This is a genomic window from Acrocarpospora catenulata, assembly GCF_018476525.1.
Lineage (GTDB): Bacteria > Actinomycetota > Actinomycetes > Streptosporangiales > Streptosporangiaceae > Acrocarpospora > Acrocarpospora catenulata.
Window position 1 is genome coordinate 177,507 of sequence record NZ_JAHCST010000012.1, and the last position, 24,570, is coordinate 202,076.

Genomic DNA, 24,570 nt, shown 5'->3' on the forward strand with positions numbered 1-24,570 from the left:
CAATGAGTGACCCGATGAACGTCCTGGCCCCCGAGCACCGGCGGCTCCGGATCGGCGACGCCTGGCGCGACGCCGCCGGCGGAGCCACCTTTGTCGTCGAGGACCCGGCCACCGGCAAGACCATCGCCGAGGTGGCGGACGCCGACGTCGTTGACGGGCTCGCCGCTCTGGACGCGGCGAGCAAGGCAATGGCGGAGTGGGCGGCGACCCCGCCGCGGAAACGGTCAGAGTTGTTGACCGCGACGTACCGGGCACTGACCGAGCGATCCGAGGAGGTCGCCCGGCTGATAACGCTCGAGATGGGCAAGCCGCTCGCCGAGGCTCGGGGAGAGGTGGCCTACGGCGCCGAGTTCTTCCGTTGGTTCGCCGAGGAGGCGGTGCGCGTCGAGGGACGCTACAACACCGCTCCCGCTGGTGGATATCGCATCCTCACCGTGCCGAAGCCGGTCGGACCGTGCGTCTTCGTAACGCCCTGGAACTTTCCGTTGGCCATGGGTGCCCGCAAGATCGCTCCTGCGCTGGCGGCGGGCTGCACGACGATCACCAAGCCAGCAGCCCAGACGCCACTCACCATGCTGTTCCTGGCCCGCATCATGGAGGAGGTCGGCGTTCCCCCGGGCGTCGTCAACGTCGTGACAACCAAGCGTGCCGGCAAGGTGGTCTCAGCACTACTAGCCGACCGCCGGACCCGCAAGCTTTCGTTCACCGGGTCGACCGAGGTCGGGCGCGTGCTGCTACGACAGGCGGCCGACAACGTGCTGCGCACCTCCATGGAACTGGGCGGCAACGCGGCCTTGATCGTGTGTGCCGACGCGGACCTGGACGTCGCGCTCGACGGTGCCATGGTGGCCAAGATGCGCAACATCGGGGAGTCCTGCATCGCGGCCAACCGAATCTACGTCGAGGAGCCGGTACGCGAGGAGTTCACGGCGCGCTTCGCCGAGCGGATGGGCGCGCTCTCGGTGGGCCATGGTCTCGACGACGGCGTGGACGTCGGGGCGTTGATCGACGACGCCTCGGTCACCAAGATCGACGAACTCGTCGCCGACGCGGTCAATCGCGGCGCCCGTGTCCTGGTGGGCGGCAAGCGTCCGGATGGGCCGGGCCACTTCTACCCGCCTACGGTCCTCGTCGACGTGCCCGAAGACGCGCGGATGCTGGAGGCGGAAATCTTCGGCCCGGTGGCGCCGATCATCTCCTTCACGTCCGACGACGAGGTAATGGCGAAGGCCAACGACACCGAGCACGGCCTGGTCGGATACGTCTTCACCCGTGACCTCCAGCGGGCGCTCCGGTTCACCGAGGGGCTGGAGACGGGGATGGTCGGCATCAACCGTGGTCTGATCTCGGACCCGTCAGCTCCGTTCGGAGGCGTGAAGCAGTCCGGGATCGGCAAAGAGGGGTCGCACGAGGGCATCCTCGAGTACCTCGACGTCACCTACGCGGCAATCGACCTACCGTGACCGGCCCACTGCTCCGGGTGCCCGCCGAACATCACCGCGCCCTGTGCACACATGACCTGACCGGCCTCCACACGTGGGGCGGGACCCGGGCCATTCACCGCCGACGTTCCAGAGAGGCACTGACATGCTTGAGACCGTCCGCGGACCACGCCAGCTGATAGTGGGCGAAGGGGTCGCGCAGAACATCCCACGAGTGGTGGCCGAGTGTGGCTCGCGAGTCCTCATCGTGACCGACCGGGTTCTTCTGGGGCAGCCGGGCGTGGCCGAGATCGTGGCCGCCGTGCGGGAGAAGGTCGACGTCGTCGGGGTGTTCGCCGACGCGACTCCGGACGTGCCACTCGCCGATGTCGCCCTGGCCGTCTCGGTCGCCGCAGAGATGGACGCCGACGTAATCCTCGCCATCGGGGGTGGAACGGTGATCGACCTCGCCAAAATCGTCGGCGTCATCCGGCGCCACGGTGGGACGCCGCGCGACTTCTACGGCGAGTCGAAGGTGCCGGGGCCGACGCTTCCTCTCGTCGCGGTCCCGACGACGTCAGGCACCGGCTCCGAGCTCACGCCCGTCTCGGTGTTGACCGACCCGGACCGCGAGCTGAAGGTGGGGGTCTCCAGCGTCCACATCGTGCCCGACTTCGCCATCGTCGACCCCGAGCTCACCTACACCTGCCCTGCGACCGTCACTGCCCACTCCGGCATCGACGCATTTTGTCACGCGGTGGAGAGCTACACCGCGCGACCCCGGGCCCACGGACCGCGCGACCCGGTGGAGCAGGTCTTCCTCGGCCGCAACCCGATCACCGATCACTACGCGCTCCTGGCCGCGAAGCGGATCGCCCGCAGCCTGCCCCGTGTCGTCAAGGACGGAGGCGACAAGGACGCGCGCGCGGACATGTCCTATGGGTCCATGCTGGCCGGGCTCGCATTTTCCCACGCAGGCAACGCGGCTCCGCACGCCCTCCAGTACCCCATCGGCGCAGCAACCCACACACCGCACGGCCTGGGCGTCGGGCTGCTGCTGCCCTACGCGCTGGACGCGGCCAGGGATGCCATCGGCGACCGGTTGACCATCCTCGCCGGGGTGTGCGGGCTCGACGTGACCGACGCCTCGGATGCCGAGGCCGCAGATACGTTCCTCACCTGGCTCGACGGGCTCCTTGCCGACATCGGCATCCCTACCACCTTGGCGGACATCGGCGTGGCACGCGCCGACCTCCCGCGCTTCGCGGAGATGGCCAGTGGCGTCACCCGCTTGATCCAGAACCATCCAGGCCCGACCGACACCGCCAGCCTGACCGCGATCCTCGAAGCGGCCTGGATCGGGGACCGGACCCGACACGTCCTGACTCCGGAGCAGAGATAGTCCGGCCAGCTCCGCGTCGATCCGGGTGAGGTCCGGGGATCGCGCGGGCGGGAGCCGGTCAAGCAGTCAGTCGTCGGCCCGCCACACCCGGCCGGCGGGGATGGTGTCGGGGAGGGCGGTACCGAGGCTGCTGGTGGGGGAGAGGTGCGTATTTCCGCTAGGTGTCTGACCTGCTAGGTGTCCAGCAGTGGCCCTCTGCCTGTGAAGGCGGTCACTGCAGCTTTACAACCCCCAGATGACGATGGGCTTGGCCGCATTCCGGATCCATGCTGATCGCCTCGATACAGGCTCAGGAGGTCTCGAACCGAGTGCGAGCCCGACAGGACCGGGGGAGAGCCTTACGGCCGAGGAGTCCTCTCTTCATGCCCGCCGAAGATCGGCGAATGGGCCAAATCCGACGAAGTCGATCGGAACAGCAAGCTTCACGAATCCGGGCTGTTCTAGGTCACGTGGGTGCCGCCGTTCCCCAAACTCCGCCGTGGCCCACCCTAACGCGCAAGGACGATCACACAGCGCGATCATCAGAACTCGAAATGCACGAGACGCGAATGCTTACGATTAAACAACCTCTCAGAGTGGAAAGTCGTTTCGCCAAGGGACATCGAGATCATCAGGGTCAACCCCTGACATTCTCACCACTTCGTCCACTTCGGAGATATCTGCGACAGTGCCCACATGGATTCTCTCGATATCTTCCTCAAAGAAGCACACGTCGTTATCTACGAAGTGCTTCGGAATCTCGAGCGTGGATATCTTGAAGGTACCGTCACGCAATGGCGCGACCCACACCCATGAGTATCGATCTATAGAGCTTGCCCCACGGCGCGCCGAGACAACGGCTTTGGTCATGACCAGGCGATTCTCGATCTCGATCCGCATGGCTTAACCTCCCCAAAAGATGCGGATGATAGATCCACCCCACTGGGAGTCTTCGAATGTGTGGATCTGAAGGTGAGGGAAATTACCGTCTGCGTTGTTGATCCCATGTCCAAGAACTCTACCATCTGCACCAAGCTGATCATCCCAGTGATATGTTCCGGCCTTGGATCCGAAATATTGCCTAGTACCCTTCCCGTCGAAACCGGTGGCGTTTCTATAGCCAGCTCCCTGGAATTTGCCAAGGAGCAGCTCCTCTGCCTGCCTCCGAGACTGGACATGGATGCTGAGCGCGCCATCATCGATGGACTGGGCTGCCTTGGAAACCGCTCCGCTGGACCAGGGAATGCTCTTGGCGCCGACACCGGCGGCACCGCCGACCCTGAGCCCTCGTACCAGAGGCAGGATGCTGGCTACTTCAAGAATTGCATTATCAATTGGCCCGCCAAGGATACCATCAGGGACCGCGGTTCCCTCGTCACCGGTGCCGGCGGCTATCCGCGCGTCCCTGATCGCCTTCTCTCGCCGCTGATTCGCAAGTCGGCTTTCGTTTTCGAGTCGTTCCTGCTTTTTCCTCCAGGCCGCCGCCTGTGCTCTGGCGAGGGCTCTTTCGGCGGCCACCCGTGCCCAGTAAGCCCGGATCCGAGCCCGCTCGGCGGCTGCCGCCGCCCTCTTCCTCCGTTGTTCCTCCTCCCATTTCTTGCCATTTCCTTGATGGGTCTCCCCCAGTGTTGCGTTGGCCGCAGCGTTTCCCGCGTCGATGCGTAGCCCGGACGGGTCGGACAGGCCGATCGGGTTGTTTCCCGCATATCCGTAGGGGTTGGCCCATTGGGGTCTGCGTAGGTCTAGCAGGGGGTCAGTAGAGATGAATTTGGCGATGCCGGGGTCGTAGTAGCGGGCCGACAGGTAGGTCAGGTCAGTGGAATCGTCTTCGATCTTGCCGAGGAAGCCCCGGTCGGCGAAGGGCAGGTCGTCTGTGCCGCGGCGGTGGCCGAAGGGCAGGTAGCGTTCGCGGCTGATCTGGCCGTTGACATCGTCGATGGCCATTTGGGCGGTGCCGTGCAGACCACTGGTCAGCCATTTGATGCCGCCGGTCTGGCCATCACTAGTGGTGCGCATGGCGACCGTGGCACCGTCCGGGCTGGTGTAGTAGCGGCTGGCGGTGATCTGCCCACCAGCCACCTGAATTTCCATCGAGCCGAGGTAGAGGGTAGCAGTCCCGTCAGGTTCGCGGCGGATCAGGCGCTCGCCGTCGGCGTCGTAGACCATCGTGGTGTCAGCATCGTCGATGCTGGCCTTCTCCAGCTGGCCCAGCTCGTTCCAGGTGAAGGTGCCTTCCTTGCCCTCGACGGTGCGGGTGGCCAGCTGTCCGGCGTTGTCGTAGGTGTAGGTGTCGACGCCGTCCGGGGTTGTCGGGGTCGGTGACGGGGTCGGTGAGGGTGAAGGGCTTGGTGACGGGGAGGGACTGGGGGAGGGGGACGCGCCGCTGGTGATGGGGGTGTTCATGTCGGTGCTGATCTGTGCAGCGGTCAGCGCATAGTTGTAGACGCGGACCTCGTCGATCAGGCCGTCGAAGTATTCCCCCCAGATGCCACTGCCGCCGATGCGCAGCGCCCCGGAGCCGGTGGCGATGGAAAGGTCGGCGGCTTCGGCGTGCTCCAGGACGCCGTTGACGTAGACGTTCAGGCTCTGGCCGTCGTAGGTGGCGGCCAGGTGACTCCACTGGCCCACCGGCAGAGTGGAGGTTGCGGACGAACCGGCGAAACCACCCTCCGGGTCGACGATCCAGGCGCTGGGAGGATCACCGAAGGTGCTGGTGAACATCCCGTAGCTGAGGTTGTCGCCGTTCTCTTTCTGCATGAGGGTGCGGTAGCCGGCGTTGTCATCGGGTTTAACCCAGGCCTCGATGGTCATACCCGTGGTCAGGTCCAGCGAAGCGGCATCGGCCACGGTGACCCAGCTGGAACTGCCGTTGAAGTCCAGCGCCTGCCCGTACTTGCCGGGCACCCAGGTGGTGTTGCTCGCGGTGCCGTGGTTGGCCAGGCCGGAACTGTCGGCGATGCCGGTGCCGGTGCCTTCGTCCATACCGTAGGCGGCGACCAGCTCCGGGGAGACCTGCAACATGAGCGGGGCCGATTGCGCACCCGCCGGTAACGCGCCTTCGGACGGGGCCAGCTCTGCAGACCGGCCGGTGGTCTCGCCGCTATCTTGGGCGGGTTTGGCATTCTGTCTGGCCAGGTGATGCGGACCGAGGGGAACGGTTCGCTGGGCCGCGGACTCGGTTGGCGGGGTGGTACGGGTGATGGAGGTGACCGCGTTCGGCCGCACCGCAGAGACACCGGCGACGGGATAAGCGTAGGTGGCGGTCTGATCGCCGTTGGTCAGCGTGGTGAGGTTGCCGACACCGTCGTAGGCGAAGGTCTGGTTGTAGGGGTCGATGCCCAGACCGTCCGGGCCAGCAGTGCAGGAGGCTGCGGTAGTGGTGAAGGCGGCCGACAGGCGGTGCAGGCCATCATAGGTGAAGCATTCGGACTGGCCGGGACTGCCGGTGACGGCCGAGGCCGCGTCCAGAATACGGGTGATCTCCCCGGAGACGTCGTAGGTATAGCGGTCATCGGCGACCGTGATTGGGCTGGCGGTGTCCGCGCCGGTTTGGGTGGCGACACGGTTGAGCCAGCCGGTCCCGTTGTCCCACTCCAAAGTGCGCCGGATCTTGCCTCCCGTTCCGTAGCTGCGCTGGGAGAGGAGACGGGTGGAGGTGTAAGAGGTTGCATCGACATAGGTGCCCAGTGGGGAGGCCAGCCGGTCGGGTAATCCGAGCGGGGTGTAGCTGGAGGTGATCGTCTCAGCGGGCAGGCCGCCCGCGGCGGGCATGCTGTAGTCGACGAGTTGGCCGGCGGTGTTGTAGGCGTTGGTGAAGGTATAGGACCCGGCAAGCAGTCCTTCGCTAGAGGGAATGGTTATGGTTGAGCCTGTCGGACGGCCCATCACGTCATATCCGGTCACCGTGTCGGTGTAGGGCTGGCCGCCGGTGAAACGGGTGGCGGAGGTTAGCTCTCCCTTGGAGAGGGTGTCGTATACCCATTCGGCCAGCTTGGTGCCAGCGCCGACCTCGCCCGCCCATAGCGCGGTTTGGCGGCCCAAATCGTCGTGCGTGTAGGAGGTCTTGTCCCCGTTACCGTCGATGGACCACAGCAGCCGACCGGCCGCGTCGAAACCCTGACTGGAGTCCCCAGCGTCCGGGTCGTGGGCGGCGATACGGCGGCCGAGCAGATCGTAGGTGAAGGCGCGAATATTGCCGCTTGCGTCGGTCTGCTTGGTCAGCGCGCCGTTCACGTCATATTCGTAGAGGGCATCGTGGTGAGTGGTGGCGTCCTTCCACTCCTCCACCTTCGTGACCTGCCCGTCCACGTCGGTGTAGGAGACGGTCTTGCCGCCGGTCGGCGGGGTCACCTCGGTCCGGTCGCCGAAATAGGCGGTGCTGGTACGGCGCAGTTCGGTGGCGGCGGTCATCTCCACGGTCGCGGTGGTGCGGCCCAGCCCGTCGGTCACGTTCTTGGTCCACTGCGGGAACGTGGTGGGGGCGGCGTTGAGCAGGCCGCTGCCCGGCGCAGCGCCGTTGTAGGCCGGGCCGCCGGTGGTGACGGTGAGCCCGCGGCCGTCATAGGTGGTGGCGGTCACGACCCGCCCGCCGGACGGGGAGGCGACCTGGGTCTCGCGCGAACGGCCAAACCCGTCGTCGTAGGAATAGCTGGCGAGGTACGTATTGCCGGACTGCAGGGTGGACACCATGGTGCGGGCAGGGCCGTTTACCGCGCCGCTGGCGTTGACCGGGATGGTGTAGTCGACCGTGGTCGCCGCGACACCGCCGGTCTTGGGCTGGGCCGGAGTCCACAGCGCCACGGCACGGCCGAGCGCGTCGTAATCGATGTTGGTGTCGCGGTTGTCAGCGTCACGGGCGCCCACGACGCCGCCCCAGGCTGCTTGCCAAGTGGTGACCACGTGGCCAAGCGGGTTGGTCACGCTCACCCCGCCCACCGGCAGCCCGATTGCGGGGCTGTAGGCGGTGGTGGTGATTTTGTTCAGCGGGTCGGTGGAGGACACACTCCGGCCGTAGCCGTCGTAGCCAGCCTTGACGGTGGTGAAGTCGCTGCCGCTGATGTAAGTGCGGGTCTCGGTCGCATTGCCGCGCGTGGGCGCGTTGGCCGCCTCACTGGTGGCGCCGTCATACAAAGTGACGGTCCTCCCGAGCAAGGTCCCCGCCGTGCAGTCATCGCCCGCGCGACGTTCCACGGCGGCCGGGTAGGAGATCATCCATGCGCCGCCGGAGGTGTTGCGGGCGTAGGTGGTGGCGGTGCAGGTGTTGTCGGCGGCCACCCCGCGTTCGCCGTAGTCGTTGACCTTGATCGGCAGGCCGTCGGCGTTGTAGGTGGTGGCGGCCTCGGTGTAGCGCCAGCCGGCGGTCACCTTCTCCCGGGCAACCTTGCGAGTCTGGTTGATCTGGCGGGGATCGGCGACGCCAGGGCCGTCACCGGTCGCCACGATGGTGTACTCAGAGCGGGTGCCCGCCTCTTCGACGAAACCTGAGGTTCCAGAGCCGTAGATGGGGCAGGCGCCCAGGTCCCTCCAGTAGGCCGGGTTGGTGGCCGGGCGCCGGTTGGTGCTGTCCTGCAAGGCCAGCCAGTCGTGCCCGTCGGAGGAAACTCGGAAGAGGAAACTGTAGCTTGTGGTCGGGGACCAGGCCGCGAACTGGCAGGTCGGCGAGGGTGCGGTGTAGCCGGTGGCACGCCAGGTCTGCTGCTGAAGCGCCCGGCCGGCCAGGACGCGGTGGTCGTTGGTGGTGTTTCCTTCGAAGTCGGTGACGGTGGTGTTCTTGGGGGTGCCGTTGGCGAGTTTGTCCTCATACAGGCCGCGGTAGAACGTGGTCGTGGTCACGCTGTACTGGGAGGGGTCGCTGCCGCTGCCGCGTACCGTGCGGACGGTGGGATAGCCGCGCCATTCGGTCCAGGTGTTCTGCCAGTCCGAGCACGGGAACGGGAAGCCGGGCGGGAAGCCGCAGTACGGGCGGGGCACGTCGTAGGAACCGGCGACGTTCTCGTCGAAGGCGACGGGCTGGGCCCAGGCGGGGGTTCCGACGTACTCGTAATTGGTCACCATGTCGGGGGAGGCTGCGACCAGGTCCTTGTCGATGGTTCTGATCACCTGCCACTTGTTGAAGATCTCGCCGTGGTAGTAGGTGTCCTCGGTGGAGGGGTCGACGCCCTCGCCGGCATAGACCCAGTAGCAGTCGAAGCCCGCCTTGTCGCGGGTGGTCGCCAGTGACCGGTAGTGGAGGTTGCAGCCGCTGGGGCGGCCGTAGGAGACCTCGGTCCGGCCGCCCATCTCGTTGCCCACCGCGGCGATGCGGGGAAAGCGGGCCAGCTGCTCGTCCTTGTCGTTGACCAGCTGCACCGCATCGAAGGTGACCTTGGGCAGCGCGATGTCCGGGCCGTTTCCGGCCAGGCCCACTCGGGTGATGCTGTCCAGCCACAGCACCGAGTTGGTCCACTCGCCGCTATCGGAGGGACCGGTGTCGATCATCTTGTAGCCGAAGTCGAGCCGGGTGACATCGTCCCAGACCTCGCCGGAGGAGTTCCACGCCTGGTTCAGCACCGACTTCAGCCGTTTGGTGATGTAGAAGGTCGGCCCGTCGGCGGAGGCGAAGCAGAACTCCTCCGATGAATCGCATCCCAGCAGCCAGGACGGGATGTCGGAGGTTGCATCGGCGGGCCGGTTCTCCACGGTGAACGTCAGCCGCCCGGTCGGCTGCGAACCGGCCATGTTGGTGTTGGCGCCGTAGCTGATCTGGGCGAAGTAGCCGCCGCGGTCGTAGTCGAGGTTGTAGCCGGTCTGACGGCAGGTGCTCCATAAGGCGGCCAGGCAGTATCGGTTGGTCTCCCGCGCGTAGGTGTAGTCGATCACGTTCCCGTTGGGGTCGATTTCCTGGTCGAGCATCCACCGCCACGGGGCGTAGCAGAACTTGTTGGCCGGCGGGGACGCGTTGTATTTGTTGGCGCACGGGTCCCCGGCGCGGGAGCCCAGGAAGGGGACCTGCAAGGAGGAGTCCCGGTGGTAGCCGAACCGGTACCGTGTCCCGTCCTGGGTGGTGATCTGCCAGTAGGGGGCACTGGCCTGACCGCCGGTCTCGACCTGCTCGATCTTCCACCCGAAGTCCTCCACCGTCCGCCAGACTCCGGCCACCTTGACGATGCGGGAGGAACGCCCACCGACCGACAACGTCAGGTCGTCGTTGATGTTCCAGCACAGCTGAGGCGTCTCACTGTTGTCCGGCAGCTTCAGCCAGCATCGGGAGAACCTGCGCTCGATGAACCCGCCCGACAGCTCCCAGCCGACACCCACCCATCCGGCCTGGTTGTTGGTGCTGTTGGTGAGCGAGTCCACCGAGGAGGAGTTGTAGTCGACGGACAACTGGGGGGCGCTGCCCGACGGGCCCGGCGCGGCCGGAATCGGGTACGAATAGGTGAACGCACCCCCGGAGGCGCCCACCTGCCAGGTACCGGACGGCTTCAGATCCGTGGCGGCGAAGTCGCCGCCCAGACCGGAGGAGGCCGCCGCCGCGACCGCGACCGTGTACACGGCGGCATCGGCCTCCGGCGCGGCCTCCACCACCGCAGTGAGCGTCTTCGCCTTGATGTCATTCACCACGGGAATCATCAGCGGTGCGTCGAACTTGCAGTCGGCGGCGGGTTCAGCCGCGGCCGCGCACCCCGGCAGACGACGCAAGGTCAGCCGCGACCCGAACCCGGGACCATAGGCGGCGCTGAAACCCGAGTAGTCCACAATCACACTCACCGGACCGGTCTTGGCCTGACCGTCTCGCCGCGTAATCTTCATCGCGAGGCCGACCCCGCCCATCCGGCGGGCCACGCCATCGTCGAAAGCCTGCACACGCACGGTCTTCGGCCCGTCCGCCGCCTTCTCCGCTGCCTTCTCTTTGGCCGCCTTCGCCGACCCGACCCGTATCGGGAGGTCACCCGCGGCCACCGATTCGCCATCGGCGGGGATGTCCAACTCGGCGCTACCGGCCTTCGGCCACACCGGGCGGGCCGCCCGTGCCGGAACCTGCCGGTCCTCAGCCCCCGGCGGGATCTGGACAGCCGGCACCGCGCGAGCGGGAACCACCGGATCAGCGGGAGAAGCCCCGACCCGCTCCGCTCTCGCCGGATCCGCCAGAGTCGGAACCCCGACACCGGCGGCCAGCACAGCCAGCGTCACCAACCCGGACAGCACAAGAGCGGAACCCCGAGATCTCACCATGCGCGCACTCACCCCGTAGTCGGCCGCTCCCATCTGGACGAAGCGGACAAAAGGACTATAGAGGTGATTGTGTGCGCTAAGGGTCTTCTGCAACAGGAGCGGAACAGTGCTAGTCCGTTCACGCAGGGCGATCATGCAGAACGTATCCGCACGTCCGCAACGATCTGACCGAGCAAAGTAAGGAATCTAACAATCGCGCAACGGCCCAACGACAGCCGGCTGAGGGCGAACCGGTGAGGGACACGGCCTGTCGGACGTGCTCGAACCTCAACCACTCGCTGCGACGGTTTCGGGCGCGCCGTGATCGCGATCGGCCTGGCGCGGCGAGCAGCAGCGGAGTTCCTGGGCACAGGCTTGCTTGTGGCCGTGGTGGTCGGCTCGGGCATCATGGCGCAATCCCTGACCCCGGGCCAAGTGGGCCTGCAACTGCTGGCCAACTCCAACGCGACCGTGTTCGGACTCGCGGTGTTGATCATGGTGCTCGGCCCGGTCTCCGGCGCGCACTTCAACCCGGCTACTACCGGATCAACGACGCCTGCGTGGACTGTTTCCCGAGTGCGGCCGACGTGGCGATGGGGCGCCGACTGATCCGAAGGCACAGCGTCCAGAACCGTGTGGAGCGGTCAGACGGGTTTGTGGTGGAGGACGATGTGTTGGTCGATACCCCGATCTCCTCGGCGACCACCTTGGTGGATACGGGTAGGCCGTCCTCGCCGATCGCATCACAGGCCAGGATCAGCCGGGCCCGTAAGGCCATGTCCTGGGCGCCCTTGCGCCGCCGTACCCACCGCTCAAGCTCAGCCCGCTCGCGCTCGGCCAGATGCAGCGGCTCGATCTTCGGTCCCGGACGTCCCATAGCCAAGAACGATAGGCGAATTACTGACTCAGGACACTAGTGCCGTCGCGCACCGCTCCAGCGAGCGCGCCGATCGTCTCGTACGAACGGACGGGAGTGGCGTCCGAGACCAGTGTGATGCCGAGACTGGCCAACTCCACGCCGATCCGGGTGAGATCCGGGGGACGCGCGGGTGGAAACCGGTCACGCAGCCAGTCGTCGTCGTCGGCCCGCCACACCCGGCTGGCGGGATGGTGTCGGGGGAGGGGCGGTACCGAGGCTGCTGATGGTGGGGGACAGGTGCGTACTTTCCGCCAGGTTTATGACCTGTTAGGGGTCTAGCCGCGGCCCTCTGCCTGTTACAACCCCCAGATGACGATGGGCTTGGCCGCATTCCGGATCCATGCTGATCGCCTCGATACAGGCTCAGGAGGTCTCGAACCGAGTGCGAGCCCGACAGGACCGGGGGAGAGCCTTACGGCCGAGGAATCCTCTCTTCATGCCCGCTGAAGATCAGCGAATTGGTCAAATCCGACGAAGTCGATCTCATACTGTTCGCGGCGGAGCGAATGGGCCTTGCACTCGATGCCAGACGACACCTATCTGGATGGTTCTTCCGCGATGTGCGCGCTGACATGGCGAGCGTTTCCCCCAGGAGGATGTGTTGGCGCGCAGGTGCTCCAGCAGGTGCCGTTCAGTGGGGCGCTGGTGGGCGTATTTGAAACCAATGCCATACCTGACAGAATCCAGCTTCTGTCTGGTATCAGGTGAAAAGGGGGAATTGGGTCTGGAGGCGCGCGGAACGGTGGCGTCAGAGCGCGTCGATGAATGCTTCCGCCGCGGACTGGTCCATTCCGGTTTCGCCGCGGACCAGGAAAACGGCCTGCTCGGTGCGGCCGGCCGCTTTGAGTGCGCGGGCGCGGGTGGCCAGGTCGTCGTTGAGCTGGCCGGCCCGTCCGCCGGGCATGGGAAGGCCGGCGGCCAGGGCGTTGGCGATCATCTGGGCTTCTCGGAGGCCGACTCCGGTGTGGGCGCGGATCAGTCTGAGTGCCTCGACCTTGTTGGCCTGGATGTTGGTCAGGTACAGGTCCCGCGCCTGCTCCTGCACGTCCGGCGGCATCGGCATCGGGTTCGGTGTCCGTTGCGCGAGGCGTGCGCGCTGGCGGGCGCCCGACTGCGACATCCCCACGATGATGAACGCCACCGGCACGACGGAAACCACCAACACGACGACCAGGATGACCGTCACGAGTGTGCTCATCCGGCGATCGTACGGGTTTGCGCCGCATCCAGGTACGCAATCTTTAATGCTCGATAATGTACATTATGTCAAGTTAGCCTTGGCGTAGTCGCGGAAGAGCACCGGGGACACCGAGGCCAGGGGAACCCGCCCTACAGCTTGCGGGCCCCACTGGCAAACCAGTGGTCTCAGCCGCCGAACTTCAGCTGGAACTCGCGGAACTTCTTTTCGATCTCCCGCTTCGCCTGCGTCTTGAGCGCCCGGAGCAGATCGGCCGCCATCCGCGACAACTCGGCCTCGCGCTCCTGCCGGACCCGGTTCAGCCGCCCCGTGTTGGCGACCGGCTTCACCCCGGCCGGCCACACCGAAGGCCGCGGCGGCCCCCCGTGCGGAGGCACGGACGACGAAGGCGAAGCCACCGGCCGGGCCAGCGACGACGGTGGCGGCGGAACCGCTCGTGCGGTGCCCGCCGCGACCGCCCCCGCCGCGACCGCCCCCGCCGCGATACAGCAGGCGGCCAGCGCGGCGGTGAGCCCACCCGACCTGACGATGTTGGAAGCCATTCGCGGCACGGCCCTCTCCTATCGATCACTCCTGCCGCCAGCCTGCCGCCTCCAGCCCCGCCGCCGGTGGCGGCCAGCCGCTCCCCCGGCGCATATTGGGCGATTATTGGCCCCCCGTTGGCGGGTGCCTCCCGCCACGCCACACCCCCTTAGGGTGGGCGGGTGATTCCCGAGCGGAAGCTGGACCTGGTACGCAAACTGCTGGCCGTGGCCGAGCACCCGGGCACCGACCCGGTCGAGGCCGCCGTCTACCTGGAGAAGGCGTACGCGGTGATGGCCGCCCACGGCATCCAGCAGGCCATGCTCGCCGACACCGGCCAGCTCGAGGACCAGATCGAACGGCTGGCCGTCCGCGTGGGAAACCCGTACCAGGCCGACCGGCGGGCTCTGCTGGCCGGCGTCGCCGAAGCCCTGCGCTGCCGCGCCGTCTATCGCAGGTCCGCGAGCGAGTCCCTGGTGGAGGTGATCGGGTTCACCAGCGACCTGGCGGCGGTGGAACTGCTGTACACCTCGCTGAGCCTGCAGATGGCCTCCGGCGCGGTCCGGGCCGCCGTGCCGGCGGGATCGGCGGTGGTGGGCTTCCGCAAGGGCTGGATGGCCGGATTCACCATCCGGGTCTGCGAACGTCTGCGCGCCGCCGCCCGCCAGGCCGCCGCCACAGCATCGGAAGGCGGCCGGTCGGCGGAACTGGTGCTGGTGGACCGCCGTACGCAGGTGGCGCGCGTCTACGCCGACCTGTATCCCGACGCCAGACGCGGGTCACGGCGGCGGCTGCGTGACTGGTCGGGCTGGGAGGACGGCCGGGCGGCCGGCGACGCCGCCGACCTGGAACGACCGCGGATGGCCGACGGCCGCCGCCGCCAGCTGCGCGGCTAGGGCCAGGGGGTGACCGCGGTCACCGCCGCGACCGGGATGGGCCCGTAAATGTGCGGATAGGACTCCTCGGCGCCGGGCGGGGTCTCATAGACGACCGGGCAGCCCAGCAGTTCCTCGGAAATGTGTAGCAGCACCAGCGGTTCGCTCACCCCGCCGTAGTAACGCTCCGCCACACCGGCCGCCTGCCCCGGGCCGGTGGAGGCGTGGATGAACCCCTCCTCCTCCAGCGTCCGTCCCAGCGTGGAAACCCGGTATTCGCCCAGCCGCCGCGCCTGCGCCCAGTCGGCGGCCAGAGCCAGATGTACGATCACACCCGCGACTGTAGTCAGTGCGCACCGGCGAGGTTCAGTACCACCACCCCGCCGATGATCAGCGCGATGCCGCCCGCCTTCAGCAGGTTCATGCCCTCTCCGAGGAACAGTGTCCCGATCGCGGCGACGGCCGCCGTCCCGATGCCCGCCCACACCGCGTACGCCACCCCGACCGGCATCTGCAGCTTCAAGGCCCGCGCCAGCAGCGCGAAGGAGGCGATGTAGCCGATCACCACCAGCACCGACCAGCCCTTGTGCGCGAACCCGTCGCTGAGTTTGAGAGCGGTGGTCGCCATGACCTCGCAGGCGATCGCGGCGGCCAGCAGGATCCACGCCATGGCTACTCCCCTGTCGAGCATGGTGGTGCGCGTCACCAGGGTAGTGGTGGCGCGTCTGCCGCAAACCTCAGGGGGCCTGAAACCATCCCATATGCCGCGAAGGCGACCCCGATTCCGGTTTCACATCCGCCAAGGCGACATGGTTTCCAGTTTCACATCGCGGAAACCCCGCTGTAATAGGCATTCCCGAGGATGGCACACATGATCAGGGCCATCCTTTTCGACCTGGACGAAACCCTCTTCGACCACCGCTCGGCGGTGGCGCACGCGGTGACGGCCTGGACGGCGGCACTGGCCCCCTGCCACCCGCTCCTCGGCGAAGGCCCGGCCCTGTGGCTGCGCCTGGAGGACAAACACCTGCCCGCCTGGCACCACGGCGAATGCTCCTTCGGCGAACAGCGCCGCCGCCGCCTGCGCGACTACTGCCGCCAGATGGGCCTGGCCGAACCCGCCGACCTGGACGACGCCTACGCCGACTTCCTCACCGCGTACGAAGCCGCCTGGGAGGCCTTCCCCGACGCCTACACCGTCATGGACGCCTACACCGGCTCCGGCCTGACCCTCGGCGTGCTCACCAACGGCCAGCCCATGCAGCAGGAGGCCAAACTCCGCCGCCTCGGCCTGCTGGACCGCATGGACCCCGTCCTCACCCCCGACTCCCTCGGCGGCAACTTCAAGCCCTCCGCCGAGTGCTACCTGGCGGCCGCCGCCAAACTCGGCCTGGCCGCCAACGAGGTCGCCCTCGTCGGCGACAACCTCAACCTGGACGCCATCGGCCCCACCCGCGTCGGCATGCTCGGCATCTGGCTGGACCGGTACGGCTCCGCCACTCCCCCGCCCGGCATCCCCGCCATCCGCACCCTCGCCGACCTGCCCGCCGTCATCCCCCCGCACGCCAAGCCGGAACGGCAGGCCTGCCTGGCGGGCCACGCCTGACCCGCCGGCCACACCCCAGCTACAAGATCGCCGCAGGGCGGTAGGACGCCGCCTCCGGATGGCGCGCCACGACTTCCGCCACCCGCGCCACCACCGACGCCACCTGCGCCTCCGCCGCGCCGGTGAACGACAGCCGATCCGCCAGCAGCCCCTCCAGCGCCGTACGGTCCAGCGGGAACCGCGCATCCCCCGCCAGCCGCTCCACCAGATCGTTGGCCGACCCGCGCGCCCGCATCGCCAGCGCCGCCGCCACCGCATGCTCCTTGATCAGCTCATGGCCGCTCTCCCGGCCCACCCCCGCCCGCACCGCCGCCATCAGCATCTTGGTCGTCGCCAGGAACGGCAGATACCGATCAAGCTCCGCCTCGATCACCGCCGGGAACGCCCCGAACTCCCCCAGCACCGTCAGCATCGTCTCCACCAGCCCGTCGAAGGCGAAGAACGCGTCCGGCAACGCCACCCGCCGCACCACCGAACACGACACATCCCCCTCGTTCCACTGATCCCCCGCCAGCTCCCCCACCATCGACGCGTACCCGCGCAACACCACCGTCAGCCCGTTCACCCGCTCACACGAGCGCGTGTTCATCTTGTGCGGCATCGCCGACGAACCGACCTGGCCCTCCTGGAACCCCTCGGTCACCAGCTCGTGCCCCGCCATCAACCGGATCGTCTTGGCCAGCGACGACGGCGCCGCCGCCAGCTGCACCAGCGCCGTCACCACCTCGAAGTCCAGCGACCGCGGATACACCTGCCCCACGCTGGTCAGCCGCCGCGCGAACCCCAGATGGGCCGCCACCCGGTCCTCCAGCTCCGCCAGCCGCTCCGCTCCCAGCAGGTCCAGCATGTCCTGCGCCGTCCCCACCGGACCCTTGATCCCGCGCAGCGGATAGCGGGCGATCAGCTCCTCCAGCCGCCCGTAGGCCACCAGCAGCTCGTCGGCGGCCGAGGCGAACCGTTTGCCCAGCGTGGTGGCCTGCGCGGCGACGTTGTGGGAGCGGCCGGCCATGACCGTACCGGCGTGCTCGGCCGCCAGCCGGGCCAGCTGCGCCAGCAGCGCCACCACCCGGTCGCGTACCAGCAGCAGGCTGTCGCGGATCTGCAGCTGCTCCACGTTCTCGGTCAGGTCCCTCGAGGTCATGCCCTTGTGGACCTGCTCGTGCCCGGCCAGCGCGTTGAACTCCTCGATCCGTGCCTTCACGTCGTGCCGGGAGATCCGCTCACGGGCCGCGATCGAGTCCAGGTCGACCTGGTCGACCACCTTCTCGTAGTCGCCGATCGCCCCTTCCGGCACCGTCAGGCCCTGGTCGGCCTGGGCCTTCAGGACCGCCAGCCAGAGCCTGCGTTCCAGGACGACCTTGTGCTCCGGGGACCAGAGCCGCGCCAGCTCGGCGGAGGCGTAGCGGGCGGCCAGAACGTTGGGAATACGCGCCTTCACAGTCACGTTGCCCCAGCCTATCCGGTGCCGGGGTCCTCCCTCGGTGAGGGTTTGTTGTGTGGGTGTGGAGCGGCGTGCAACCACCAGGCGGCTTTACAAAGTAGATCAATGGCGTGAGAGAAGGCCGCCCGCCCCCGGAAATCTCCGGAAGCGGGCGGCCTGTCACAAGCGTCCCGTCAGCGGGAGGGGGTGAGCGTCCCCTCCTCGTACACCTTCACCTCACGGTTCGCCTCGTGCTTCGGGGTGCGGCGGAACCGCTCCTTGGTGCGTTCGACCATCGTGTACAGGGTCGGCACCAGCACCAGGGTGAGCAGCGTCGAGGAGATCAGTCCCCCGATCACCACGATGGCCAGCGCCTGGGAGATGAACCCGCCGGAACCGGTCAGGCCCACCGCCATGGGGGTCAGCGCGCCGATGGTGGCCAGCGCGGTCATCAGGATCGGCCGCACCCGGCGGCGGCCGCCCTCCAGGACCGCCTCCACCACGCCCATGCCCTGCTCCCGATACTGGTTGATCAGGTCGATGAGCACGATCGCGTTGGTGACCACGATGCCGATCAGCATCAGCATGCCGATCAGGGCCGGCACGCCCAGCGCGGTGTCGGTGACCAGCAGCAGGCCGATCGCGCCGGTGGCCGCGAACGGGATGGACACCAGCAGGATGAGCGGCTGCACGAAGCTGCGGAACGTCGCCACCATGATCATGAAGACGATGGCGATGGCCAGCAGCATGGCCAGCCCCAGGTCGGCGAAGGCCTCCTCCTGGTCGGCGCTGGCCCCGCCGATCTGCCAGCGCACGCTCGGCGGCAGGGTCAGGCCGTCCATCTTCTGGGTCACCGCGGTGGTGATGGCGCCCAGGTCGGCGGCGTCGGCCCGGCCGGAGACGGTGGCGGTGCGCTCCCCGTCCAGGCGGCTGATCTGGGTGGGGCCGCCGGCCTGCTTCACCTCGGCCACCTGCGACAGCTTCACCGCCCCGGTGGCGGTCGGCAGGACCAGGTCCCGCACCGCCTTCAGGTCCTCCGGGGCGTCGCCGGTGCGCAGCACGATGTCGCTGGAGCGGCCGTCCAGGTCGATGGAGCCGACCGGGGCGCCGCGGAAGGCCTGCGCCACCAGCTGGCCGATCCCGGCCTCGGTCAGGCCGCGGGCGGCCGCCTTCTCCCGGTCGACGTGCACCTCCACGCGGGGGGCGCTGTCCTCCAGGTTGGAGCCGACGTCACGCAGCCCGGACATGCCTTCCAGGGCGGCGGCCACCGTGGTGGCGGCGGTCTTCAGCTCGGCGCTGTCGGCGCCCTGCAGGATGATCTGGAGCTGGTCGCTGTTGAAGCCGCCGCCGCCCTCGCCGACGGTCACCTCCCCCGCGTCCAGTACGGCCAGGCGCTCGCGCAGCCGGGCCTCCACCGCCGGGGTGTCGGCGTCCTCGGCCACGGTGACCGAGAAGCTGGCCCGGTCGGCGCTGCCGCCCGCGCCGCCCATGAACTGGCCGCCGCCGCCCACGGTGACCTGGTAGGAGGAGACGCCGGGGTCGGCGTTCAGCACGGCCTCGACCTTGGCCGCGGCGGCGTCGGTGGTCTCCAGGTTGGTGCCGACCGGCATGCGCTGGCTGAGCTGGATGGTGTCCTGGCCGGAGGAGTCCAGGAAGTTGGTCTTCAGGTTGGGCACCAGCGCCATCGTCCCGGCGAACACGGCCAGGCCGATGAGCAGGGTGACCAGCCGCCGCCGGGTGGCGAAGCGCAGCACCGGCAGGTAGGCGCGCTGCAGCGGCGAGCGCAGTTCCTTGCGCTCGGCCTCCTCCCGTACGGCCTGCGCCTGTTCGGGGGTGAGTTTGGGTGCTTTGAGGAACCAGTACGCCAGCACCGGGATGACGGTGAGGGAGACCAGCAGGGAGGCCAGCAGCGCGACCGTGACGGTGATCGCGAACGGGCTGAACAGCTGGCCCACCATGCCGCCGACGAAGGCGATGGGCAGGAACACCGCCACCGTGGTCAGCGTGGAGGCGGTCACCGCCCCGGCCACCTCGCGCACCGAGGTGAGGATGGCCTGCCGCTTCTCCTCGCCGTACCCGAGGTGGCGCTTGATGTTCTCCAGGACGACGATCGAGTCGTCCACCACCCGGCCGACCGCGATGGTCAGCGCGCCGAGGGTGAGCAGGTTGAGGGAGTAGTCGCCGGCCCACAGCGCGATCAGCGCGATCACCACCGACAGCGGGATGGAGACGGCGGTGACGATGGTGGAGCGGATGGACAGCAGGAAGATCAGGATGATCAGGACGGCGAAGGTCAGGCCGAGCAGGCCCTCGGTGGTCAGGTCCTCGATCGAGCGCTCGACGTAGGGGGCCTGGTCGAAGACGACGGTGAGCTCGGCGCCGGCGCCGAGCTGGCGGGTCAGCTCCTCCTCCTGGGCGCGCACGTCGTGGGAGATCTGCACGGCGTTGCCGTCGGGGGTCATGGTGATGGACACCCCCAGGCTCGGCTTGCCGTTGGTGCGGGTCAGCGTGGTGGCGTCGGCGTCGCGGACCTCGATGTCGGCGACGTCGCCGAGTTCGACCGGCTTGGGCGCGGCGGGGGCCTGGCCGGGCCGCGCGGCGGCCGGGGCGGCGGGCGTCAGGTAGAGGCCCTTGAGGTCGTCCACCCCGGCGATCCGGTCGCCGACCTGCACGGTGAGGTTCTTGCCGTCGTCCTCCAGGGCGCCGGCCGGGATGGCCACGCCGTTGGCGCGCAGCAGGTCGGGGATGGCGGCCGGGGACAGGCCGAGGCGGGCCATCTTGGCCGTGTCCGGGGTGATCACGACCTGCTTCTCGCGGTTGCCGGTGACCTGGGCCTCGCGCACCCCCGGCACGCCCTGCACGGCGGGCACCATGATGCGTTCCAGCTTGTCGGCCATGGCGTGCGAGTCGCCGCCGTCGCTGACCGCGATCACCATGACCGGGATGTCGTCGGTGCTGCCGGCCAGGACCTGCGGGTCGACCCCGTCGGGGAGCTGGCCGCTGATCCGGGAGACCGACTGCTGCATCTTGCCGACGGCCTGGTCGATGTCGGTGCCGTACTCGAAGGCGACCTGGATCTGGGCCAGGCCCTCCTTGGAGGTGGAGGTGACCTCGGTGACGCCCGCGATGCCCTGGAAGCTGTTCTCGATCGGCTTGGTGACCTGTTCCTCGACGATCTCGGGGGCCGCGCCGGGGTAGGCGGCGATGACGAAGGCGCCCGGGAACTCCAGGGAGGGCAGGAGCTGTTGTTTCAGCGACGGGATGGCGAACACGCCGAAGGCGCCGAGCACCACCGCAATCATGATCACGAGACTGCGGTTGGCGAGGCTCAGCCTGGCCAGGGACGTCATGGGGGCGGGCTCCTCGGGGTGCCGTGGTCGTTGGATCCGGGGGGGTCGGTGGTCCGGAGTCAGATGTTCGCCCCACTCTAACACTTCGCGTTGCACAAATATTTAACGTCACCTTGCGTTCCTGATAACCTTCTCAGGTTGCGAGAGGTGAGCGTGAGCGACCAGACAGGCGAACGGCCGGGCACCAGCCCCGGCGCGGGAACCAGCGCGGGAAACAACCAGGCCGGAAACGATACCGCCGAGCGCCGGAACCCCGGCGGGACAACGGAGGATTCCGAACGGACGCTGCTGATCGACCGGCTGGCCGAGAGCCAGCGCGGGCTGGGCCGCTTCCTGGCCCGCGACCGCTCGATGCCCCTGCTGGCCACAACCCTCACCATGCAGCAACTCAAGGTGGTGATGTCACTATCCTTTCTCGGCTCGGCCTCCGGGCAGGACCTGGCCCGCGAACTGGGCATCGGCCTGGCCACCATGACCGGCATCGTCGACCGGGTGGTCGCCCGCGGCCTGGCCAGCCGCCGGGAGGACCCCACCGACCGGCGCGTGCGCCGGGTGGAGCTCACCCCCGCCGGGCGCGACCTGGCCGCCCAGATCCTGGACGCCGGCGCCAGCACCTGGCGCGACCTGCTCGCCCACCTGGACCTGGAGACCCTGCGCGACCTGGAACGCGTCATGGGCCGGCTGACGGAGCTCATGGCCGACCTCCACGCCAAGGACCACACCCCCTGCGCGCCCTGACCCCTCCTTCCGGCCAACGAACCGTCTGGGCTGGGGCAACCGCCCGGCCTGGCGCCACGGCGGCGGGGACGAGATAGGCGAGGGTGGTCCCGGGGACCACTCTGACCGTCCCCGCAGGGGTGACGGGAGGGAGTGGCGTGGCATGCGGATCGTCGTGGACCTCACCCGCTGCCAGGGCTACGCGCAGTGCGTGTTCCTCGCGCCGCAGGTGTTCGAACTCCACGGGGAGGAGGCGTTGCGGTACGACCCGGCCGTCCCCGACGGTCAGCTCGACCGCGTACGCCAGGCCGCGGCCGCCTGCCCCGTCCAGGCCATCCTCGTGGGCGAACAGGTGAACACCGGTGCCCGGTGACCTTCGTCAGGGCCGCATCGTCATCGTCGGGGCGTCGCTGGCCGGGCTGCGGGCGGCCGAGACGCTGCGCGAGGCGGGCTTCACCGGCTCGCTGACCGTGGTCGGGGACGAGCCCCATCCGCCCTACGACCGCCCGCCGCTGTCCAAACAGGTCCTGCTCGGCCGGGTGGCCGCGCACGCCACCGCGCTGCCGGCCCGCCGCGACCCGGACGCCGACTGGCGGCTCGGCGTACGCGCCACCGGACTGGACCCGATCGGCAAGCGGGTCCTGCTGGCCGACGGCGAACCCCTCCCCTACGACCGGCTGCTGATCGCCACCGGGACACGGGCGCGGCCCTGGCCCGACCAGGCCCAGGCCGCCCTGGACGGCGTGCTCACCCTGCGCACCAGCGACGACGCCGCCCACCTGGCCGAACGCCTGGCCGCCGGGCCGCGCCGGGTCCTGGTGATCGGCGCCGGTTTCACCGGCTCGGAGATCGCCTCGGCCTGCCGGGAACTGGGCATCGAGGTCACGGTCGCCGAACGCGGCCCCGCGCCGCTGGTGGGCGCGCTCGGCGGGACGCTGTCCCAGCTCGCGGCCGGCCTGCAGCGCGCCCACGGCGTGGACCTGCGCTGCGGGGTGACGGTCACCGCCCTGCGCGGCGACGGCCGCTTCACCGGCGCCGACCTGTCCGACGGCAGCCACCTCGAGGCCGACGTGTGCGTCATCGCCATGGGGGCGGTCCGAAACACCGAATGGCTGGCCGACTCCGGCCTGGCCGCCGGCCCGCGCGGACTCGCCTGCGACGCCGGCTGCCGCGTCTTCGACCAGTACGGCATCGTCACCGACGACGTCTTCGTGGCCGGCGACGTCGCCCGCTTCCCGCACCCGCTGTTCGAGTACCAGATGCTCTCCCTGGAACACTGGGGCAACGCGGTCGCCCAGGCCGAGGTCGCGGCCCACAACATGGTCAGCCCGGGGCCGTCACGGCGCCCGCACCTGGCGGTCCCGGTCTTCTGGTCCAGCCAGTTCGGGCTCAACATCAAGTCCGTGGGCGTGCCCACCTTCTCCGACCAGGTGCTCATCGCCCAGGGCTCGATCGCCGAAGGCCGCCTGGTGGCCGTGTACGGCTACCGCGGCCGGATCACCGCCGCGGTCACCGTGAACATGGCCAAATGGCTGGAGCACTACCAGGGCCTGATCGAAACCGCGGCCCCGTTCCCGCCCGGGCCCGGCGCGGCCGACGCCCGCCCGCTGGTGGCCGACTTCCCGGTCCCCTCCAACGTGCCGGACCCCCGAGGCCTCTGCCACGGTCCCACCGTCGCGCTCACCGGACACCTGCCCGACCGACGGCTGTCGGTGGTGCGGCCCGCCGGCTGACCCCTGCCGTCCCTTCCCGAGGAGCCCGCATGGCCGTCGACAGCCTGCTGGAGCGGATCACCGACTACGCCAGCCGTCCCGACCCCTACCCGCTGTACGCGGAACTCCGCGCGGCGGGGGTGGCGCGGCAGGCCGGCGGCGGCTACCTGGTCGGCGCCTACCACGACATCGTGGCCCTGCTGCACGACCCGCGGATCAGCTCCGATCCCCGCAACATCGCCGCCCCCTACCGCGCCCTGGTCCAGCCGGAGGAGCAGATCTCCTTCATCCGGCTCGACGACCCCGCTCACCACCGGCTGCGCGGCCTGGCCATGCGGCCGTTCGGCCCGCCGCACAGCCCCGGCCGGCTGGACGCCATGCGCGGCCAGATCGCTCAGATCACCGAGGAACTGATCGAGGGGCTGGCCGGCCGCAGCCGGATCGACATCGTCGAGGACTTCGCCTACCCGCTGCCCGTGACCGTCATCTGCCGGCTGCTCGGCGTCCCCCGCGAGGACGAGCCGGTCTTCCGGGAGTGGTCGGCCGCGATCATCGATTTCGCCGACATCAAGGCCGGGGAGGATCCCGCCGAGCGGCAGCGCGCCGGTGGCCAGGCCCTGACGGAGATGGGCCGGTACCTGGTGGACCTGGCCGAGCGGCGGCGCGGCCACCCCGGCGACGACATGCTCTCGGCGTTCGTCAACGAGCCGGACCCGGCCGGGCGGCTCACCCGCGAGGAACTGGCGGCCACCGGGGTGCTGCTGCTCGTGGCCGGGCACGAGACCACGGTCAACCTGATCGCCAACGGGGTGCTCACCCTGCTGCGCCATCGCGACCAGCTGGAGCGGCTGCGCCGGGAACCCGGCTTGCTTCCCGGGGCGGTGGAGGAGCTGCTGCGCTACGAGCCCCCGGTCCATCTGCGGCAGCGCACTCCCCTGGCGAACATCGAGGTCGCCGGCACCACCGTGCCCAAGGGCGTGCCCCTGATCCTGGTGCTGGCGGCGGGCAACCGCGATCCGAAGCGGTTCCACGACCCCGAGCGGTTCGATCCCGCCCGCACCGACAACCAGCATCTCGGCTTCGGCAGCGGCGTCCACCACTGTTACGGCGCGCCGCTGGCCCGGATCGAAGCCCAGACCGCGCTCGGCGCGCTGCTCCCCCGCCTGGTCGGCGCGACCCTGGTCCAGGACCCGCCGCCCTACCGGCGCGGCGCCATGCTGCGCGGGCCCCGCCACCTCCCCATCGAACTGTGACCG

General features: G+C 68.8%; 17 protein-coding genes. 9 read left to right on the top strand and 8 right to left on the bottom strand.

Annotated features, from left to right (window positions below; translation table 11 throughout):
• The first annotated feature begins 2 nt into the window (after positions 1 to 2).
• Together KIP79_RS15400 and KIP79_RS15405 are read left to right on the top strand one after the other, a co-directional pair.
• Positions 3 to 1,463 (top strand): NAD-dependent succinate-semialdehyde dehydrogenase, encoded by a 1,461-nt coding sequence (locus KIP79_RS15400; protein WP_214105536.1) that lies wholly within the window; start codon positions 3 to 5, stop codon positions 1,461 to 1,463.
• A gap of 124 nt (positions 1,464 to 1,587) precedes the next feature.
• Positions 1,588 to 2,823: an iron-containing alcohol dehydrogenase gene (locus KIP79_RS15405; RefSeq protein ID WP_214105474.1), complete on the top strand. Its 1,236-nt coding sequence runs from the start codon at positions 1,588 to 1,590 to the stop codon at positions 2,821 to 2,823.
• A gap of 570 nt (positions 2,824 to 3,393) precedes the next feature.
• Here KIP79_RS15405 and KIP79_RS15410 read toward each other — a convergent pair.
• The gene (locus tag KIP79_RS15410; protein WP_214105475.1) at positions 3,394 to 3,702 is read right to left on the bottom strand and encodes a hypothetical protein; all 309 of its coding nucleotides are present in this window, start codon (positions 3,700 to 3,702) and stop codon (positions 3,394 to 3,396) included.
• A 3-nt stretch (positions 3,703 to 3,705) separates the two neighbouring features.
• On the bottom strand, positions 3,706 to 10,863 hold the full coding sequence (locus KIP79_RS15415; RefSeq protein ID WP_214105476.1) for a LamG-like jellyroll fold domain-containing protein: 7,158 nt from the start codon (positions 10,861 to 10,863) through the stop codon (positions 3,706 to 3,708).
• 453 nt (positions 10,864 to 11,316) lie between these two features.
• Between KIP79_RS15415 and KIP79_RS15420 the strand changes: the two genes are divergently transcribed.
• On the top strand, positions 11,317 to 11,604 hold the full coding sequence (locus KIP79_RS15420) for an aquaporin (RefSeq protein WP_214105477.1): 288 nt from the start codon (positions 11,317 to 11,319) through the stop codon (positions 11,602 to 11,604).
• Between the two features lie 1,058 nt (positions 11,605 to 12,662).
• On the opposite strand, the gene KIP79_RS15425 is transcribed toward KIP79_RS15420, so the two are convergent.
• Positions 12,663 to 13,112: a hypothetical protein gene (locus tag KIP79_RS15425; RefSeq protein ID WP_214105478.1), complete on the bottom strand. Its 450-nt coding sequence runs from the start codon at positions 13,110 to 13,112 to the stop codon at positions 12,663 to 12,665.
• Positions 13,113 to 13,279: 167 nt separating this feature from the next.
• On the bottom strand, positions 13,280 to 13,663 hold the full coding sequence (locus KIP79_RS15430; RefSeq protein WP_214105479.1) for a hypothetical protein: 384 nt from the start codon (positions 13,661 to 13,663) through the stop codon (positions 13,280 to 13,282).
• Positions 13,664 to 13,816: 153 nt separating this feature from the next.
• On the opposite strand from KIP79_RS15430, the gene KIP79_RS15435 reads away from it, so the two are divergent.
• Positions 13,817 to 14,530: a DUF2786 domain-containing protein gene (locus KIP79_RS15435; RefSeq protein ID WP_214105480.1), complete on the top strand. Its 714-nt coding sequence runs from the start codon at positions 13,817 to 13,819 to the stop codon at positions 14,528 to 14,530.
• On the opposite strand, the gene KIP79_RS15440 is transcribed toward KIP79_RS15435, so the two are convergent.
• The gene (locus KIP79_RS15440; RefSeq protein ID WP_214105481.1) at positions 14,527 to 14,841 is read right to left on the bottom strand and encodes a DUF952 domain-containing protein; all 315 of its coding nucleotides are present in this window, start codon (positions 14,839 to 14,841) and stop codon (positions 14,527 to 14,529) included. The two genes, KIP79_RS15435 and KIP79_RS15440, sit on opposite strands and share 4 nt — an antisense overlap.
• Positions 14,842 to 14,855: 14 nt before the next feature.
• The gene (locus KIP79_RS15445; RefSeq protein WP_214105482.1) at positions 14,856 to 15,179 is read right to left on the bottom strand and encodes a DMT family transporter; all 324 of its coding nucleotides are present in this window, start codon (positions 15,177 to 15,179) and stop codon (positions 14,856 to 14,858) included.
• A 201-nt stretch (positions 15,180 to 15,380) separates the two neighbouring features.
• Between KIP79_RS15445 and KIP79_RS15450 the strand changes: the two genes are divergently transcribed.
• A complete protein-coding gene (locus KIP79_RS15450) occupies positions 15,381 to 16,115 on the top strand; it encodes an HAD family hydrolase (RefSeq protein ID WP_214105483.1) in 735 nt (244 codons plus the stop codon).
• Positions 16,116 to 16,134: 19 nt separating this feature from the next.
• On the opposite strand, the gene purB is transcribed toward KIP79_RS15450, so the two are convergent.
• Entirely contained in the window at positions 16,135 to 17,559 is a 1,425-nt protein-coding gene (gene purB / locus KIP79_RS15455; RefSeq protein ID WP_214105484.1) for an adenylosuccinate lyase, read from the bottom strand.
• Positions 17,560 to 17,729: 170 nt separating this feature from the next.
• Positions 17,730 to 20,885 (bottom strand): efflux RND transporter permease subunit, encoded by a 3,156-nt coding sequence (locus KIP79_RS15460; protein ID WP_214105485.1) that lies wholly within the window; start codon positions 20,883 to 20,885, stop codon positions 17,730 to 17,732.
• 153 nt (positions 20,886 to 21,038) lie between these two features.
• Here KIP79_RS15460 and KIP79_RS15465 point away from each other — a divergent pair, with 153 nt between their 5' ends.
• The 4 genes from KIP79_RS15465 (at position 21,039) to KIP79_RS15480 (ending at position 24,567) form a co-directional block, all read left to right on the top strand.
• Positions 21,039 to 21,623, top strand: coding sequence for a MarR family winged helix-turn-helix transcriptional regulator (locus KIP79_RS15465; protein ID WP_308169735.1), 585 nt, complete (start codon positions 21,039 to 21,041; stop codon positions 21,621 to 21,623).
• Between the two features lie 142 nt (positions 21,624 to 21,765).
• Entirely contained in the window at positions 21,766 to 21,975 is a 210-nt protein-coding gene (locus KIP79_RS15470) for a ferredoxin (protein ID WP_214105486.1), read from the top strand.
• Entirely contained in the window at positions 21,965 to 23,335 is a 1,371-nt protein-coding gene (locus KIP79_RS49445) for an NAD(P)/FAD-dependent oxidoreductase (protein ID WP_214105487.1), read from the top strand. The genes KIP79_RS15470 and KIP79_RS49445 overlap by 11 nt, the downstream gene beginning before the upstream one ends.
• Before the next feature lie 29 nt (positions 23,336 to 23,364).
• Positions 23,365 to 24,567, top strand: a complete 1,203-nt coding sequence (locus KIP79_RS15480) for a cytochrome P450 (RefSeq protein ID WP_214105488.1) — start codon at positions 23,365 to 23,367, stop codon at positions 24,565 to 24,567.
• The last annotated feature ends 3 nt before the right edge of the window (positions 24,568 to 24,570 follow it).

What these genes read in the sequence shown, in the direction of transcription:
- KIP79_RS15400 (WP_214105536.1), top strand. Translation starts at nt 3, where the DNA reads ATGAGTGACCCGATGAACGTCCTGGCCCCCGAGCACCGGCGGCTCCGG.
- KIP79_RS15405 (WP_214105474.1), top strand. Translation starts at nt 1,588, where the DNA reads ATGCTTGAGACCGTCCGCGGACCACGCCAGCTGATAGTGGGCGAAGGG.
- KIP79_RS15410 (WP_214105475.1), bottom strand. Translation starts at nt 3,702, where the DNA reads ATGCGGATCGAGATCGAGAATCGCCTGGTCATGACCAAAGCCGTTGTC.
- KIP79_RS15425 (WP_214105478.1), bottom strand. Translation starts at nt 13,112, where the DNA reads ATGAGCACACTCGTGACGGTCATCCTGGTCGTCGTGTTGGTGGTTTCC.
- KIP79_RS15445 (WP_214105482.1), bottom strand. Translation starts at nt 15,179, where the DNA reads ATGGCGTGGATCCTGCTGGCCGCCGCGATCGCCTGCGAGGTCATGGCG.
- KIP79_RS15450 (WP_214105483.1), top strand. Translation starts at nt 15,381, where the DNA reads ATGATCAGGGCCATCCTTTTCGACCTGGACGAAACCCTCTTCGACCAC.
- KIP79_RS15460 (WP_214105485.1), bottom strand. Translation starts at nt 20,885, where the DNA reads ATGACGTCCCTGGCCAGGCTGAGCCTCGCCAACCGCAGTCTCGTGATC.
- KIP79_RS15470 (WP_214105486.1), top strand. Translation starts at nt 21,766, where the DNA reads ATGCGGATCGTCGTGGACCTCACCCGCTGCCAGGGCTACGCGCAGTGC.
- KIP79_RS15480 (WP_214105488.1), top strand. Translation starts at nt 23,365, where the DNA reads ATGGCCGTCGACAGCCTGCTGGAGCGGATCACCGACTACGCCAGCCGT.